Raw genomic sequence first — 17,405 nt, 5'->3', positions numbered from 1 at the left:
CGGTGCAAAAAAGAGTTTCAAAAAGTGTTTGACACTGAAGATTAACTCGCTAGAATTCACCTCCGCTTCGAAGGGTAACCGGACAAGCAAGCAGGCTGAGAAGCCTCTCTTTTATAGAGAAACGCTCTTTAACAATATAAACCTATCAATCTGTGTGGGCACTCGTTGATGATAATCCAATTAGAAGCTTAGGCTTCAAATTCGGTTTCAATGAACGAAGTGACCATTGAATCTTCGGATTCAGCACAGTCAATTCAACATTACATATGTAATGTCAGTATTCATTGAGCCAACCAAAACTTAAATTGAAGAGTTTGATCATGGCTCAGATTGAACGCTGGCGGCAGGCCTAACACATGCAAGTCGAGCGGAAACGGCAACATTGACTCTTCGGATGATTTGTTGGACGTCGAGCGGCGGACGGGTGAGTAATGCCTGGGAAATTGCCCTGATGTGGGGGATAACCATTGGAAACGATGGCTAATACCGCATAATAGCTTCGGCTCAAAGAGGGGGACCTTCGGGCCTCTCGCGTCAGGATATGCCCAGGTGGGATTAGCTAGTTGGTGAGGTAAAGGCTCACCAAGGCGACGATCCCTAGCTGGTCTGAGAGGATGATCAGCCACACTGGAACTGAGACACGGTCCAGACTCCTACGGGAGGCAGCAGTGGGGAATATTGCACAATGGGCGCAAGCCTGATGCAGCCATGCCGCGTGTATGAAGAAGGCCTTCGGGTTGTAAAGTACTTTCAGTTGTGAGGAAGGTGGTGCCGTTAATAGCGGTATCATTTGACGTTAGCAACAGAAGAAGCACCGGCTAACTCCGTGCCAGCAGCCGCGGTAATACGGAGGGTGCGAGCGTTAATCGGAATTACTGGGCGTAAAGCGCATGCAGGTGGATGACTAAGTCAGATGTGAAAGCCCCGGGCTCAACCTGGGAACTGCATTTGAAACTGGTCGTCTAGAGTACTGTAGAGGGGGGTAGAATTTCAGGTGTAGCGGTGAAATGCGTAGAGATCTGAAGGAATACCGGTGGCGAAGGCGGCCCCCTGGACAGATACTGACACTCAGATGCGAAAGCGTGGGGAGCAAACAGGATTAGATACCCTGGTAGTCCACGCCGTAAACGATGTCTACTTGGAGGTTGTGGCCTTGAGCCGTGGCTTTCGGAGCTAACGCGTTAAGTAGACCGCCTGGGGAGTACGGTCGCAAGATTAAAACTCAAATGAATTGACGGGGGCCCGCACAAGCGGTGGAGCATGTGGTTTAATTCGATGCAACGCGAAGAACCTTACCTACTCTTGACATCCTCAGAAGAGACTGGAGACAGTCTTGTGCCTTCGGGAACTGAGAGACAGGTGCTGCATGGCTGTCGTCAGCTCGTGTTGTGAAATGTTGGGTTAAGTCCCGCAACGAGCGCAACCCTTATCCTTGTTTGCCAGCACTTCGGGTGGGAACTCCAGGGAGACTGCCGGTGATAAACCGGAGGAAGGTGGGGACGACGTCAAGTCATCATGGCCCTTACGAGTAGGGCTACACACGTGCTACAATGGCGCATACAGAGGGTAGCCAACTTGCGAGAGTGAGCGAATCCCAAAAAGTGCGTCGTAGTCCGGATTGGAGTCTGCAACTCGACTCCATGAAGTCGGAATCGCTAGTAATCGTAGATCAGAATGCTACGGTGAATACGTTCCCGGGCCTTGTACACACCGCCCGTCACACCATGGGAGTGGGCTGCAAAAGAAGTGGGTAGTTTAACCTTCGGGAGGACGCTCACCACTTTGTGGTTCATGACTGGGGTGAAGTCGTAACAAGGTAGCGCTAGGGGAACCTGGCGCTGGATCACCTCCTTACGAAAACGGATAGTTTGCTTTCACTTTTTAAAGTGAAGACAAATAAGTCGCGATGAGTGTTCACACAGATTGATGGTTTATACGTTTAAGAGACGATGCTGGGTCTGTAGCTCAGGTGGTTAGAGCGTTCGCCTGATAAGCGAGAGGTCGGTGGTTCAAGTCCACTCAGACCCACCAATCTTCCTCCCAGGAGATTGGAGTACAGTATCACACCTGATGGGGCTATAGCTCAGCTGGGAGAGCGCCTGCCTTGCACGCAGGAGGTCAGCAGTTCGATCCTGCTTAGCTCCACCATCTTTAAACATTCTCTCTTGAGAGTTTTTAAAAATGGTTTCATTAGAAACTAGCTCTTTAACAATTTGGAAAGCTGACGAATAACAACAATCCCCATATCTTCGGATATGCGTTGTTATTCATTTAAAAGTTCTCAAATCCTAACTTACTTTGAAATATAAGTGTTTTAGGTACCAACACACATTCAAGTGTTCTTGGAATTTGAGTCCGGCAAAATCAGTCTCTCACTCATGTAAATAACTGAGAGACAACTTTGGTTGTTTAACCTTACTTTTTGTTAAGTAAGACCCTTTGGGGTTGTATGGTTAAGTGACTAAGCGTACACGGTGGATGCCTTGGCAGTCAGAGGCGATGAAGGACGTAGTAACTTGCGATAAGCGTAGATTAGGCAGTAACAGCCACTTGAGTCTACGATTTCCGAATGGGGAAACCCAATTGCATAAGCAATTATCTTGCACTGAATACATAGGTGTAAGGGGCGAACCGGGGGAACTGAAACATCTAAGTACCTCGAGGAAAAGAAATCAACCGAGATTCCGAAAGTAGCGGCGAGCGAAATTGGATTAGCCCTTAAGCTTTTAATGAGACAGGTGAAGGCTCTGGAAAGTGCCGCAATAAAGGGTGATAGCCCCGTAACCGACATCTCATCATCAGTGAAATCGAGTAGGGCGGGACACGTGATATCCTGTCTGAACATGGGGGGACCATCCTCCAAGGCTAAATACTCCTGACTGACCGATAGTGAACCAGTACCGTGAGGGAAAGGCGAAAAGAACCCCTGTGAGGGGAGTGAAATAGAACCTGAAACCGTGTACGTACAAGCAGTAGGAGCCCTTCGGGGTGACTGCGTACCTTTTGTATAATGGGTCAGCGACTTATATTCAGTAGCAAGGTTAACCGACTAGGGGAGCCGTAGAGAAATCGAGTCTTAACTGGGCGCTCAGTTGCTGGATATAGACCCGAAACCAGGTGATCTAGCCATGGGCAGGTTGAAGGTTGAGTAACATCAACTGGAGGACCGAACCGACTAATGTTGAAAAATTAGCGGATGACTTGTGGCTAGGGGTGAAAGGCCAATCAAACCTGGAGATAGCTGGTTCTCCCCGAAAGCTATTTAGGTAGCGCCTCGGACGAATACTACTGGGGGTAGAGCACTGTTAAGGCTAGGGGGTCATCCCGACTTACCAACCCTTTGCAAACTCCGAATACCAGTAAGTACTATCCGGGAGACACACAGCGGGTGCTAACGTCCGTTGTGGAGAGGGAAACAACCCAGACCGCCAGCTAAGGTCCCAAATTATAGCTAAGTGGGAAACGATGTGGGAAGGCTTAGACAGCTAGGATGTTGGCTTAGAAGCAGCCATCATTTAAAGAAAGCGTAATAGCTCACTAGTCGAGTCGGCCTGCGCGGAAGATGTAACGGGGCTAAGCTATAAACCGAAGCTGCGGCTGCAATCTTTGATTGCGGGGTAGGGGAGCGTTCTGTAAGCCGTTGAAGGTGGTCTGTAAAGGCTGCTGGAGGTATCAGAAGTGCGAATGCTGACATGAGTAACGATAAAGGGGGTGAAAAACCTCCTCGCCGGAAGACCAAGGGTTCCTGTCCAACGTTAATCGGGGCAGGGTAAGTCGACCCCTAAGGCGAGGCCGAAAGGCGTAGTCGATGGGAAACGGGTTAATATTCCCGTACTTCTTACAATTGCGATGGGGGGACGGAGAAGGCTAGGTGGGCCTGGCGACGGTTGTCCAGGTTCAAGTGCGTAGGCTTGAGGTTTAGGTAAATCCGGACCTCTTTAAGGCTGAGACACGATGTCGAGTCACTACGGTGATGAAGTCATTGATGCCATGCTTCCAGGAAAAGCCTCTAAGCTTCAGATTGTAAGGAATCGTACCCCAAACCGACACAGGTGGTCGGGTAGAGAATACCAAGGCGCTTGAGAGAACTCGGGTGAAGGAACTAGGCAAAATGGTACCGTAACTTCGGGAGAAGGTACGCTCTTGATGGTGAAGTCCCTTGCGGATGGAGCTGACGAGAGTCGCAGATACCAGGTGGCTGCAACTGTTTATTAAAAACACAGCACTGTGCAAAATCGTAAGATGACGTATACGGTGTGACGCCTGCCCGGTGCCGGAAGGTTAATTGATGGGGTTAGCGCTTGCGCGAAGCTCTTGATCGAAGCCCCGGTAAACGGCGGCCGTAACTATAACGGTCCTAAGGTAGCGAAATTCCTTGTCGGGTAAGTTCCGACCTGCACGAATGGCGTAATGATGGCCACGCTGTCTCCACCCGAGACTCAGTGAAATTGAAATCGCTGTGAAGATGCAGTGTACCCGCGGCTAGACGGAAAGACCCCGTGAACCTTTACTACAGCTTGGCACTGAACATTGACCCTACATGTGTAGGATAGGTGGGAGGCTTTGAAACGTTGTCGCCAGATAGCGTGGAGCCGTCCTTGAAATACCACCCTTGTAGTGTTGATGTTCTAACTTAGGCCCCTTATCGGGGTTGAGGACAGTGCCTGGTGGGTAGTTTGACTGGGGCGGTCTCCTCCCAAAGAGTAACGGAGGAGCACGAAGGTGGGCTAATCACGGTTGGACATCGTGAGGTTAGTGCAATGGCATAAGCCCGCTTAACTGCGAGAGTGACGGCTCGAGCAGGTGCGAAAGCAGGTCATAGTGATCCGGTGGCTCTGAATGGAAGGGCCATCGCTCAACGGATAAAAGGTACTCCGGGGATAACAGGCTGATACCGCCCAAGAGTTCATATCGACGGCGGTGTTTGGCACCTCGATGTCGGCTCATCACATCCTGGGGCTGAAGTCGGTCCCAAGGGTATGGCTGTTCGCCATTTAAAGTGGTACGCGAGCTGGGTTTAGAACGTCGTGAGACAGTTCGGTCCCTATCTGCCGTGGGCGTTGGAGAATTGAAGGGGGCTGCTCCTAGTACGAGAGGACCGGAGTGGACGAACCTCTGGTGTTCGGGTTGTGATGCCAATCGCATTGCCCGGTAGCTAAGTTCGGAATCGATAACCGCTGAAAGCATCTAAGCGGGAAGCGAGCCCTGAGATGAGTTCTCCCTGGCGCTTTAAGCGTCCTAAAGGGTTGTCGTAGACTACGACGTTGATAGGCAGGGTGTGTAAGCGTTGTGAGGCGTTGAGCTAACCTGTACTAATTGCCCGTGAGGCTTAACCATACAACACCCAAAGGGTTTTGATGGACTCAAAGCAAGAACGTTGAATGTGTAAATACAGACTTTTAAACAGCTTTCCAGATTATTTATTTTCAGTTTTTAGAAAAAGCTGAAAGTAAAAAGAATTTGCTTGGCGACCATAGCGATGTGGACCCACCTGATTCCTTGCCGAACTCAGAAGTGAAACGCATTAGCGCCGATGGTAGTGTGGGGCTTCCCCATGTGAGAGTAGGACATCGCCAGGCTTTAATTTTATAGAAGGCCCGTTGTAAGACGGGCCTTTTTAGTCCACCGGTCACAAATTTAAGTGTGCTGATATAGCTCAGGTGGTAGAGCGCATCCTTGGTAAGGATGAGGTCCCCAGTTCGAGTCTGGGTATCAGCACCAGATATAAAACAGATTTTGCTTAGCGACCATAGCGATGTGGACCCACCTGATTCCTTGCCGAACTCAGAAGTGAAACGCATTAGCGCCGATGGTAGTGTGGGGTTTCCCCATGTGAGAGTAGGACATTGCTAGGCTTGTATTCTAAGACCCTGACTGAAAAGTTAGGTTTTTTTCGTTTATTGCAGGCCATATTTAATAAGTTTTGGGTAAACAGTGTGTACGTTTGAGAATAGCCGCACACCCTCTTGTAATAGTTGGACTTAGTCGGCTTTCATACTAGTAACCGTTTAAAACTTTGCCTGATTTACTCAGTTAGTATGAATCAGTAAAAGTTGTGTTTCTCTCGAGACCATACAACTTAATTAGCTTCATTTAAGTCCCAATCGTAATCAAATCGAATCTTTCCATCGAACTCGCTAAGATCGGGTCGGTATCGAGATAAGTGTTCAATCAGTTCTTGTTTATCACCGAAATCTTCTGCAAACCATTCGTAAATGGAAGACAGCTCCAGCCTATTGGCAACCAACTTTGCACCTTTATCACTTTTGATAAAAGTCTTTGCAGCTTGCTCAAGTAAATCTTCCGTGTTGTCCGCTGTGAACGCCTGTTTTTGTAAGTTTGGACAACCTAAACTTGCACAATTAACCGCGTAATGAGTTCTTGGGTCATTCCAAATTGGTCTTAGAATTCTATGTTCGATATCGTTAAGTGTCGTTGCTTTACCGTTAATCGTAATGACATGTTCATCCCAGGGGCCAAACTTTAGGAAGCCACCGAGTTTAGTTATCGATTTAATAGGATAGTCTTCGAGGATAAGTTGAATCGTAATGGCATTGTATAGATTGACCCAATAGGCATATTGTTGTGATCGGGTGAGTTTATGAGGGTCGATGTTAGACAGTTCATTAATGTACTGGGTCAATTGCTCTTTGCTATTTGAAGTCACTTGCCCGTATTTAACTAAGTTGTGTTGTCCTTCCGTTACCACATAAGTATCCAAAAAACTCTGCCATATTGAGTGATCTAAAGTCATAGATTTCTGAGTAGCCTCAGGGAGCCAGTAATCCCAAAGATCGGATTTTGGTGCTGCAATGGTACTGTATGGCAGCATTAGGCTAAGAAAAAATGACACAATGAGTAACGGGAGCCGACGCATAACTTATCCTTGGTGATTTGTTCTAGGCTATTTTTACTTTGCTGAGTTACTTAGATACTAGACCTGCTCACCGCCGTTTTAGTTGCAAAAAAATAGGCCAGCAATGCTGACCTATTGTTTTTATTAAATCGGACTATTTAAGAAAGTTTGGAATCTTACTTTCGTACTCAGAAATTTTGGTTTCGTGTTGCAGAGTTAAACCGATATTGTCTAGGCCATTTAGTAGACAATGACGTCTAAATTCATCAATCTCAAAGTTGTACTCTTTACCATTGGCTCGCACTTTTAATGCCGCTAGATCAACTTCTATTTGAGCACCTTCATTAGCTTCGACATAGGTAAATAACTCATCAACCTCTTGTTCGGTCAAACGGACAGGAACCATTTGGTTATTGATTGAGTTTCCGTAAAAAATATCGGCAAAGCTTGGTGCGATCATCGCACGAATACCGTAGTCCGCCAGTGCCCAAGGTGCGTGCTCTCGGGATGAACCACAACCAAAGTTTTCACGGGCCAATAAGATACTCGCCCCTTTGTAACGAGGGTAGTTCATAACAAATTCAGGATTTGCTTCTAACCCGGCGTCATCGAGAAAACGCCAGTCGTGGAAAAGGTGCTTTCCAAATCCTAGACGCGATACCTTTTGCAAAAACTGCTTTGGAATGATGGCATCTGTATCAACGTTCGCCGCATCTAAAGGAACGACCAAACCAGTGTGTTGTTGAAAACCTGACATGATAGCTCCTTAATCTAAATCACGAATATCGACAAATCGACCGGCTACAGCAGCTGCTGCTGCCATTGCTGGGCTCACTAAGTGAGTTCGACCATCGCGGCCTTGGCGGCCCTCAAAATTACGGTTTGAAGTAGACGCACAGCGCTCTCCTGGGCCTAAGCGGTCATTGTTCATCGCTAGACACATTGAACAGCCAGGCAATCGCCATTCAAAACCAGCTTCAATGAATACTTTATCTAGACCTTCCGCTTCCGCTTGGGCTTTTACTTGCTCAGAGCCTGGAACAATCAATGCTTGAACATGAGAAGCTACCTTACGTCCTTTGGCAACTTCGGCTGCGGCACGCATATCTTCGATTCGAGAGTTAGTACAAGAACCAACAAAAACCTTGTCGACCGGGTAGTCGGACAGTGACTTACCCGCTTCTAGCCCCATGTATGCCAATGCTTTTTCTGCCGATGCTTTTTCAACGGGATCAGCGAAGCTATTAGGATTAGGAATTGGCTGATCTACTGCGACAACTTGCCCAGGGTTAGTACCCCAAGTGACTTGAGGTTTGATGTCAGCGGCTTCAAGTGTCACAACTGCATCAAACTCGGCATCTTCGTCGGTGCTTAAAGAGTTCCAATAGTCGACTGCTGCATCCCAATCATCCCCTGTAGGTGCAAACTTGCGACCTTGGATGTAGTCAAAGGTAGTTTGGTCAGGAGCAATCAAGCCAGCTTTCGCGCCTAGCTCAATCGCCATATTGCAGACCGTCATTCGGCCTTCCATACTTAGGTCGCGAATCGCTTCACCACAGAACTCGACCACGTAGCCAGTACCACCAGCAGCGGTGGTTTTACCGATAATGGCAAGTACGATGTCCTTTGCTGTAATACCCGGAGCAACTTTACCCTTGACCTCGATCTTCATCGTTTTGGCGCGCGCTTGTTTTAGCGTTTGCGTTGCCAATACATGCTCTACTTCAGAGGTACCAATACCAAAAGCCAGTGAGCCGAATGCACCGTGTGTAGCAGTATGAGAGTCACCACAAACAATAGTCATGCCAGGCAAGGTAATACCAAGCTCTGGGCCCATTACATGAACAATGCCTTGGTATTTGTGATTGATATCGTAAAGGGTGACACCAAAGTCTTTACAGTTCTGGATTAGCGTTTCCATTTGGATTCGCGCCATTTCACCTGATGCTTTAATGTCTTTAGTTGTGGTCGACACATTGTGGTCCATGGTGGCAAATGTTTTGCCTACTTGGCGTACTTTACGTCCTTTTTCACGAAGGCCATCAAATGCTTGTGGTGAGGTAACTTCATGCACCAAATGACGGTCGATATACAAAATGGGGTTTTCCCCTTTTGCTTCGACCGCAATATGAGCGTCGTAGACCTTTTCGTATAATGTTTTACCCATTATCACAATCCTGTGTATGGCTCCCAACAACGGCTTATCGAGAGCGAATAGTTATTATGGTTTTGAATTACGAGTTCAAAATGTACTCGGCAATTTTATCGCCCATTTCTGAAGTCGTTAACGCTTGGTTCTGACCTGCTAAGTCTGCAGTAAGCTCTCCCGCAGATAGGGCTTTAGATACTGCTAGTTCAATATCTTGCGCCGCGGCTTCTTCGCCTAGGCTGTAACGCAGCATCAATGCTGCAGATAAGATTTGAGCGACCGGATTAGCAATGTTTTTACCAGCGATGTCTGGTGCACTGCCGCCGGCTGGCTCGTAAAGGCCAAACTTGCTTTCGTTTAAGCTTGCAGATGGCAACATGCCCATAGAGCCGGTGATCATTGCACATTCGTCAGAGATGATGTCGCCAAAGATGTTTGAGCAAAGCATCACGTCAAACTGAGATGGGTCTTTAATCAGCTGCATGGTTGCATTGTCGATATACATATGTGACAGCTCAACATCCGGATAGTCTTTAGCTACTTCTTCTACCACTTCACGCCATAAAATGGAGCTTTGTAGAACATTTGCTTTGTCGATTGAGCAGACTTTTTTATCGCGTAGGCGAGCTGACTCAAAAGCAATCTTAGCGATACGCTCAATTTCGAAACGGTGGTAGACCTCTGTATCAAAAGCTTTTTCGTTTGCGCCTTCACCTTCTCGACCTTTAGGTTGACCAAAGTAGATACCGCCAGTTAGCTCGCGAACTACAACGATGTCAAAGCCACGCTCTGAAATGTCTGCTCGTAGCGGAGAAAAAGCCTCTAATCCTTTGTGAATCTGAGCTGGTCGAAGGTTACAAAACAGCTGAAAATGTTTGCGAAGTGGCAGTAGTGCACCGCGTTCAGGTTGATCGTTTGGCGGTAAGTGTTCCCATTTAGGACCACCAACAGAGCCAAATAGCACCGCATCTGCTTCTTCACAGGCTTTGATTGTGCTCTCTGGAAGAGGGGTTCCATGATTGTCGATCGCGATACCACCTACATCATGTTCAGAGCGTTGAAATGCGATACCGTGTTTTTTCTCTACAGCATTTAGCACTTTTTGTGCTTGTTCCATAACCTCTGGGCCGATACCGTCTCCCGGTAGAACAGCAATTTTGTAACTTGGGTTACTCATGTTAATCCTTTAAACGAATAATTATGTTGTGTTTGAATCTATTATATTCATCAGAGCACTAAGGGTGCTCTGATGTGTTGTTTATACTGCGGCAATCTTTTGTCGCTTAATTTCTTCTACTTGATTAGCGCGATGGATGCTGTTGATAACGTGCAACAGTGCTTGTCCCGATGCTTCAACGATGTCGGTTGAAACGCCAGTACCGTGGTACTTACGGCCTTTGTAATTAGCAATAATGTCCGCTTGTCCTAGACCATCTTCACCTTCACCTTTAGCGGTTAGGTCAAACTTATCCAGTACAATGTCGTAACCAGTAACACGGTAGATACACTGATATAGTGCGTCTACTGGGCCATTGCCGACTGCGGCTTCGCTTTTCTCTTCTCCGCCACAGGCAAGCTTGATACTGGTTGTCGCCATGACACTACCAGATTGTACGCTGATGTAGTTCAACTTATAGAAGTCGTCTTCTTCACGCAAGTTAGAGAAATGCATTAATGCTTCAAGGTCGTAGTCGAACACCTGACCTTTTTTATCAGCCAGCTTCAAGAAATCTTGGTACAAGACGTCCAAATTGTATTCTTCATCTTTATAACCCATGGCATCCATGTGGCTCTTAACCGCTGCACGGCCACTACGACTGGTTAGGTTTAGTGCTTGGTTGGTTAAACCAATCGATTCCGGAGTAATGATTTCGTAGGTGTTTTTGTTCTTCAACATGCCATCTTGGTGAATACCTGAAGAGTGACTAAATGCGTTAGCACCGACAATGGCCTTGTTGCTTTGAATTGGCATATTACATAGCTGGCTTACCAATTTACTGGTGCGGCTAATTTCTTTGTGATTGATGTTGTTAGTTACGCCCAAGAATTCTTGACGAGTTTTTAGAATCATCGCGATTTCTTCTAGCGAGCAGTTGCCTGCACGTTCACCAATACCATTGATGGTACCTTCGATTTGGCGGGCACCAGCTTGGACAGCTGCAATAGAGTTGGCAACTGACATTCCCAAGTCATCGTGACAATGTACTGAGATAACCGCTTTGTCGATGTTTGGAACACGATTAAATAGGGTTGAAATAATGCCGCCAAATTCACTTGGAATAGTGTAACCCACAGTATCTGGGATATTGACGGTGGTAGCGCCAGCATCAATCGCTGCTTCAACCATACGGCATAGGTTATCGATTGGTGTACGGCCTGCATCTTCACAGGAAAACTCGACATCGTCTGTGTAACGGCGAGCGCGTTTCACGGCACTTACTGCCATGTCGACGACATCATCGTAGCTACGGCGCAGTTTGTCTTGTACGTGAATGGTGGAAGTCGAAATAAAAGTATGAATACGGAATGCTTCCGCGACCTTCAAAGCTTCACCAGCGGCATCGATATCTTTATCGACGGCACGAGATAATGCACAAACTCGGCTGTTTTTGATGTGCTTTGCGATGGTTTGAACAGACTCAAAGTCACCGGGTGAAGAAACCGGGAAGCCAGCTTCAATTACGTCAACGCCCAGTCGTTCAAGCGCGTAAGCAATTTGCAGTTTTTCTTTTACCGTCAAACTCGCTGGTAGCGCTTGTTCGCCATCACGTAATGTGGTGTCGAAAATAATGACTTGGTCGCTCATGTGGATTCCTTTTCTGCTGTGTTAAACGTTTACTTCCGGTTTATAGGTATAAAAAAGCCCGCATCGTGTGCGGGCTTTTTTTTGGAATGTCTGATGACTATTTTTCTTCCACTGGCTACCCGCGCGATTTATTCACGATAAGGAGGAGGCCGAGGAGAAGGTTACGAGAGGTCATCAAAATCATCTTAAACTGTTGTGTTGACCAATTAATATCTCACTGAACTACTTGCGTCAAGCAAAAAGCTGATTTTTTATTCAATGATTTCATTTTTACAGCCAAGACTACGATGCAGTATTTAATTCATCACTTGGGTAAATAGTGATGAATTAATGTTCTGTTGTTCGCAAAATCAGCGACCTATAATTCATCAAGTGGTGAATATTGAAATAGCAAGGTAATCAACGAATGAAAACTGAGACCAGAAAAGTAGGTAGACCGAGCAGTAAAACTGAGGCGCGCTCTAAACTCATTTTTCACTCTCGTGAGCTGTTTACGTGTATGGCTTACGAGAAGGTGTCAACTCGCCTTATTGCGCAAAAGGCAGGAGTTAACAGTTCACTCATTCGCTATTACTTTGGCAGTAAAGATGGTCTGTTCGAGGCCATGCTGCGCGAAACATTGGTTCCGATGCAGGAGCGTTTGTTTCAACTCCAAACTAACGGTTCTGCCATTTCTCTAATCGACTTAATGAAAACTTACTACAAGGTAATGGGAAAAATGCCCAAATTCCCGCGCCTGCTATTTCAAGTGATGAATATGCCTCCCACTGAGCCACCACGTCAGTTGGTTGAAAAAGTCATCATGGACATTACCCAGCCTATGCAGGAAATGATTTTCGATAGTCTGCAAGCAAAAGGTGTTTTGCAAAACGATATGGATCCTAAGTTATGCCGGATCACCTTTCTAAGCCTAATGATGTTTCCTTTCATTGTTCCCGCTTCCACACTCTCGATACACGGGGTGGAGTTGAGCGAAGAATTCCTAGACCGATTGCTAGAGCACAATTTACAAGTGTTGACTCATGGCTTTCTGAATACCCAAGAATCTAATCCTGATTGATAAGGTGGTTAGGATGCGTAATTACAAAAAATGGTTGTTTTTCCCCGCGTTGTTTATTGGTGTTGCGGTGTTAATTGTTGCAATAAAAAGTCGGCCCGAACTGCCTGCTAAACCCGGTGTTAGCCACGCCACTTTGGTTCACGTCATTGAACTTACCAAGCAACCTATTGCTCCTGTTGTGACTGGTTTTGGTAATGTAAAACCAAAATTTGAATGGCGTTCTATCGCTGAAGTAAGTGGCAAAGTGGTTTTTCGCCATCCCGACTTAGAGAAAGGACAGCTGCTGTCAGCGGGTACCGAGATCATCCGAATTGATCCCCTAGATTACCAACTGAAACTTGCCCAAGCTCAAGCAGATGTAAATCTTCAACTCACCGCACTGGCAAAACTCAATCAAGAACAAGTGAATTTAAATTCAACGTTAGATATTGAAATCAGCAGTTTGGAGTTGGCTGAGAAAGAGCTGGATCGTAAACAAAACTTGAAGTCCAGAGGATTAACGTCGCAGTCTGATGTCGATCAGCAGCAAAAATCGACTTTGATTCAGAAAAAGCTGGTACAAGATCTCCAAAATAAATTGGCATTAATACCAGAAGAAAAAGAGCTGGCGAATGCGCGTTTGAAGATCAGTGAAGCTAAATTGTCCGAAGCAAAACGTGCACTGGATAAAACGAAGATCGTCCTTCCCAAAACGATGCGCATTTCACAAGTGATGGTGGAGTTAGATCAAGTGATCGGTGCCCAACAGACTATGGTGGTTGCCCATGAAACTGATGTGATGGAAGTGGAAGCACAGTTATCGATACACGATCTTCAAACCGTATTGTCTACGGACTCAGACTGGGCTTTTAGCCGAGCCACATTACCAACTGAGAAACTCGCACAGTTCCCCGCGACGATCCAGTTGACTAGTGGCTCGGTTAACGCTTCTTGGCCGGCCAAAATTACCAGGATAAGTGAAAGCATCGACATCAACCAAGCAACGGCAGGCGTGATACTCGAAGTTGAGCAAGACTACCAAATCATTGACCCGCAAAAACAACCGCCTTTAGTCAACGGCATGTTTGTCAGTGCTCAGATTGAGGGACTTTTGCAAGATCATTATGTGATTCCTGAGGGAGCACTGCATGGTCAGAACATCTATTTATTTGATGAAAATGAACAACTCAGTATTCGTCCAGTGGATGTGCTGTTTAGGCAAAATGAGTTGGCGGTGATCAGCGGTACGTTTATCAATAAAGCGAAGTTGGTAACTAACGATGTATTGCCCGCCATTGATGGTATGCCTCTAAGAACGCAAGAGTCCGTTGCTACCAAGCAGGAGGTGCAGCCGTGATTGCCTTCTTTACTCGTCACCCAACGGCTGCCAATTTGTTGATGTTGGCGTTATTGGCCATTGGATTGACGTCTTTACCCAATATAAAACGCGAAACCTTCCCCGAATACAGCGCCCCATTTTTAATGGCAACGGTTGTGTATCCCGGCGCTTCACCAGAGGAAGTGGAGCAAAGTCTTTGTATTCGCATGGAAGATGCGGTGGATGGTGTCGCTAACGTTGTTGAAACTCGCTGTGAAGCGGTTGAAAACGCAGCTCGGTTGACGCTCAAAATGGATGAAGAAGTTGACATGGGCAGGGCGTTAGTCGATGTCAAAACTCAGATTGAAGCGATCAATGATTTTCCAGATCAAGCGGAAGATCCCGTGGTTCAGGAACTGAACTGGAGTGAGCCCGTGGTGGATCTGGCGATCACAGCGGAAACGTCGTGGCCGGAACTAAAAGCCTATGCTGAGTCATTAAAACGTGAGTTGAAATTGGACTATGGCGTATCACTAGTGACCGTAAGCGGTTTCTCGGATCACGTGTATCGAATTGAACTGGATCTTCATGCGATTCGTCAGCTTGGCCTTAGCGTTTTAGAAATCGCAGAGCAAATTAAACGACAAAATGTACAGCTGCCAAGTGGTTCTATCGATACCAGCGAAAAACAATTTTTGATTCGCTTTGATGAACGTAAGGCAACCCCTGATGAACTCAGTCGTATTGTGGTTGGGGCAAATAGCACAGGTGCGTTAATACGCCTTGGCGATATTGCAACACTGACTGACCGATTCGAGTTAGATGAGCAAAAAGTGCTGTTTGACGGTAAGCCTTCGGCGCTTCTTAAAATCAGTAAAAATAAAGAAGACGACGCATTACGCGTTAAAGATAAAGTACAGGCGTTTGTTGACGCTAAACAGCAAACTTTGCCAGAAGGGATCACGCTAGAGCTTACCAACGATATTTCATCGCTACTTTGGGACCGCTTGACCATGATGGTCAGTAACGGCTGGCAAGGCATCATTTTGGTTTTTGCCACTATGTGGTTGTTCTTCAGCTTGCGCTACTCGTTTTGGGTCGCCGCCGGACTGCCAGTTGCCTTTTTAGGCGGCATGTTTTTGATGGCTCAATTTGGCTTCTCTATCAATATCATGTCTTTGGTTGGTTTGCTGATGGCCATCGGTATCATGATGGATGATGCTATTGTGATTGCTGAATCCGTAGCATCGCATCTCGAGAAGGGGCAAGAGGTGGATGATGCTGTAGTCAATGGCGTCAAAAAAGTGCTTCCCGGTGTGTTTTCTTCATTTTTGACTACGGTCTGTATCTTCTCCGGGTTACTGTTCTTACAAGGAGAGATGGGCGCAGTACTAAGAGCGATTCCGCAAGTGCTTATCATAGTTTTGAGCATCAGTTTAATTGAAGCATTCTGGATACTGCCAAATCACTTAGCCCATTCTCTTCACAACACCAAAAGCGAAAAACAACCGTGGTTGATAAAACGAAAATTCCTGTCTGGTTTTGAGCACTTTCGCAATACTTACCTGATGACTGGGGTAGAGCGAGTCGTGGAATATCGTTATGCCTTTGTTGGCTCGGTGATCGCGCTTTTGCTTGTTTCAGTTTCTATGTTGGCTGGTGGCATTCTCAAGTTTCAACCGTTTCCTGATCTGGATGGCGACATTGCCGAAGCCAGAATCATTCTTCCTCCCGGTTCTTCATTACAGCAAACTGAGCTGGTGGTCGATAAGATTGTTGCCTCTGCAGAGAAGTTGAATGCCCAATGGAGTGAAGACGTAGAAGGTGGACGAGTCTTAGTGGAACACATCACTCGTCAATACAACGCTAATGCGGACGCAAACGAATCAGGCCCACATATCGCAACGGTCAGATTAGATTTACTGAGTGCAGAGGTGAGAAATACCCTCATCGATGAGTTCATTGATGCTTGGCGCCAAGATGTGGGTGAGTTAGTCGAACCAATATCCTTGGTTTACAAGCAACCAATCCTTGGACCCGGTGGACGCGCGATTGAAATTCGTGCCAAACATGACGATTTACAGCAGTTGAAAGCCGTCTCGGTTGAAATGCAGCAGTTCTTGTCAGGTGTTCAGGGCGTGCATGGCATTCTGGATGACATGCGAATGGGTAAAGAAGAGATACTGGTAAAACTACTGCCCGGTGCAGAACGCTTCGGTGTTAATGGACAAATGATAGCGGGGCAGCTGCGCGCTGCTTATTTTGGTCAAACTGCTGATGAGATCCAGTTGGGGACAGAGAGTATTGAGATTGAAGTTCGACTAGATAAATCTCAAGCTGGCGATATTAGCCAATTGGCAAACTTTCCAATCATCACCCCTAATGGACAGCAAATACCTCTGGCAAGTATCGCATCCCTATCATTTCAGCGTAGTTATGTACGCATTAATCGAATCGATGGTGTTCGAACCGTGAGCGTGTATGCGGATGTGGATAACAACGTAGTGACGTCTGCCAATGTACTCAGTGCATTCAAGCAAGATCTGGCACCTGACTTGTTACTTCGTTATCCGGGTCTGCGTTTTGATTTTGAAGGCGAATCCAAAGACACAGCTAAAACTGCGCAATCAATAGCTAAAGGTTTCTTGTTGGGTTTGTTTGGTGTGTTTGCCATTCTAAGTTATCAGTTTCGGAGTTACTTGGAGCCCGTTGCTGTGATGATCGCCATTCCATTGGCTTTTATCGGTGTAGTTTGGGGGCACCTTCTATTGGGGCACTCATTGAGTATGCCTAGTATGATGGGGTTTGTGTCGCTGTCTGGTATTGTGGTGAACGACTCAATTCTTCTTGTACAGTACATTCGTCAGCATTTTGAAGAAGGGGATAGTATTCACGATGCCGTGGTCAAGGCCAGTCGCGAGCGTTTTCGAGCGGTGTTTATCACTTCATTAACTACGGCTGCTGGCTTGCTGCCTCTAATGCTCGAAACCAGCTTGCAAGCGCAAGTAATTCAGCCATTGGTCATCTCGATTGTATTTGGCATCTTTGCATCAACATTGCTTATCCTGTTTATGATCCCAGCGGCCTACTCGATCTTGGCTGACTTTGGATTAGTGAAGAAACATCAACCTAGCCAACAAGCTCCCATCTAGTTAAGTGTCATCAAACTACCAATGAGACTTCACTGAACTGTCATCTAGGCCTCCTATCTTTTTAGTTGTGAGAGATAAGAGGCCT

General features: G+C 46.5%; 8 protein-coding genes, 3 tRNA genes and 4 rRNA genes. 10 read left to right on the top strand and 5 right to left on the bottom strand.

Translation table 11 applies throughout. From position 1 onward, the window contains the following. Positions 1–302 precede the first annotated feature (302 nt). The 7 genes from ACXAFJ_RS11325 (at position 303) to rrf (ACXAFJ_RS11295) (ending at position 5,855) form a co-directional block, all read left to right on the top strand. A 16S ribosomal RNA gene (locus ACXAFJ_RS11325) occupies positions 303–1,854 on the top strand. A 100-nt stretch (positions 1,855–1,954) separates the two neighbouring features. Next, positions 1,955–2,031: transfer RNA gene (locus ACXAFJ_RS11320), tRNA-Ile, on the top strand. 41 nt (positions 2,032–2,072) lie between these two features. Continuing rightward, positions 2,073–2,148: transfer RNA gene (locus ACXAFJ_RS11315), tRNA-Ala, on the top strand. 303 nt (positions 2,149–2,451) lie between these two features. Next, positions 2,452–5,337, top strand: a 23S ribosomal RNA gene (locus ACXAFJ_RS11310). Positions 5,338–5,463: 126 nt separating this feature from the next. Continuing rightward, positions 5,464–5,579: ribosomal RNA gene (rrf, locus tag ACXAFJ_RS11305) — 5S ribosomal RNA — on the top strand. Between the two features lie 66 nt (positions 5,580–5,645). After that, positions 5,646–5,721 (top strand) — tRNA-Thr (locus tag ACXAFJ_RS11300). 18 nt (positions 5,722–5,739) lie between these two features. Next, positions 5,740–5,855: ribosomal RNA gene (rrf, locus tag ACXAFJ_RS11295) — 5S ribosomal RNA — on the top strand. Together the 16S, 23S and 5S rRNA genes with 3 tRNA genes alongside form the textbook arrangement of a ribosomal RNA operon. 224 nt (positions 5,856–6,079) lie before the next feature. On the opposite strand, the gene ACXAFJ_RS11290 is transcribed toward rrf (ACXAFJ_RS11295), so the two are convergent. From ACXAFJ_RS11290 to leuA, 5 genes are all read right to left on the bottom strand, one after another. Further along, positions 6,080–6,877, bottom strand: a complete 798-nt coding sequence (locus ACXAFJ_RS11290; protein WP_475323483.1) for a DUF547 domain-containing protein — start codon at positions 6,875–6,877, stop codon at positions 6,080–6,082. Positions 6,878–7,010: 133 nt separating this feature from the next. Continuing rightward, positions 7,011–7,613, bottom strand: a complete 603-nt coding sequence (leuD, locus tag ACXAFJ_RS11285) for a 3-isopropylmalate dehydratase small subunit (protein WP_475323481.1) — start codon at positions 7,611–7,613, stop codon at positions 7,011–7,013. A 9-nt stretch (positions 7,614–7,622) separates the two neighbouring features. Beyond that, positions 7,623–9,023, bottom strand: coding sequence for a 3-isopropylmalate dehydratase large subunit (gene leuC / locus ACXAFJ_RS11280; protein WP_475323479.1), 1,401 nt, complete (start codon positions 9,021–9,023; stop codon positions 7,623–7,625). Between the two features lie 67 nt (positions 9,024–9,090). Further along, positions 9,091–10,182, bottom strand: a complete 1,092-nt coding sequence (leuB, locus tag ACXAFJ_RS11275; protein ID WP_475323478.1) for a 3-isopropylmalate dehydrogenase — start codon at positions 10,180–10,182, stop codon at positions 9,091–9,093. Positions 10,183–10,263: 81 nt separating this feature from the next. Continuing rightward, positions 10,264–11,811, bottom strand: coding sequence for a 2-isopropylmalate synthase (gene leuA / locus ACXAFJ_RS11270; RefSeq protein WP_475323476.1), 1,548 nt, complete (start codon positions 11,809–11,811; stop codon positions 10,264–10,266). A gap of 406 nt (positions 11,812–12,217) precedes the next feature. Here leuA and ACXAFJ_RS11265 point away from each other — a divergent pair, with 406 nt between their 5' ends. Genes ACXAFJ_RS11265 through ACXAFJ_RS11255 form a run of 3 tightly spaced genes read left to right on the top strand, consistent with a single transcriptional unit; the run spans position 12,218 to position 17,320 of the window. Continuing rightward, on the top strand, positions 12,218–12,871 hold the full coding sequence (locus ACXAFJ_RS11265; protein ID WP_475323474.1) for a TetR/AcrR family transcriptional regulator: 654 nt from the start codon (positions 12,218–12,220) through the stop codon (positions 12,869–12,871). A 13-nt stretch (positions 12,872–12,884) separates the two neighbouring features. Next, the gene (locus tag ACXAFJ_RS11260; RefSeq protein ID WP_475323473.1) at positions 12,885–14,207 is read left to right on the top strand and encodes an efflux RND transporter periplasmic adaptor subunit; all 1,323 of its coding nucleotides are present in this window, start codon (positions 12,885–12,887) and stop codon (positions 14,205–14,207) included. Continuing rightward, on the top strand, positions 14,204–17,320 hold the full coding sequence (locus ACXAFJ_RS11255) for an efflux RND transporter permease subunit (protein WP_475323472.1): 3,117 nt from the start codon (positions 14,204–14,206) through the stop codon (positions 17,318–17,320). Before ACXAFJ_RS11260 ends, ACXAFJ_RS11255 begins: the two co-directional genes overlap by 4 nt. Positions 17,321–17,405: the final 85 nt, after the last annotated feature.

The sequence above is a fragment of the Vibrio sp. ABH4_348 genome (genome assembly GCF_056159765.1).
This window is presented reverse-complemented; position numbering and strand designations above follow the sequence as displayed.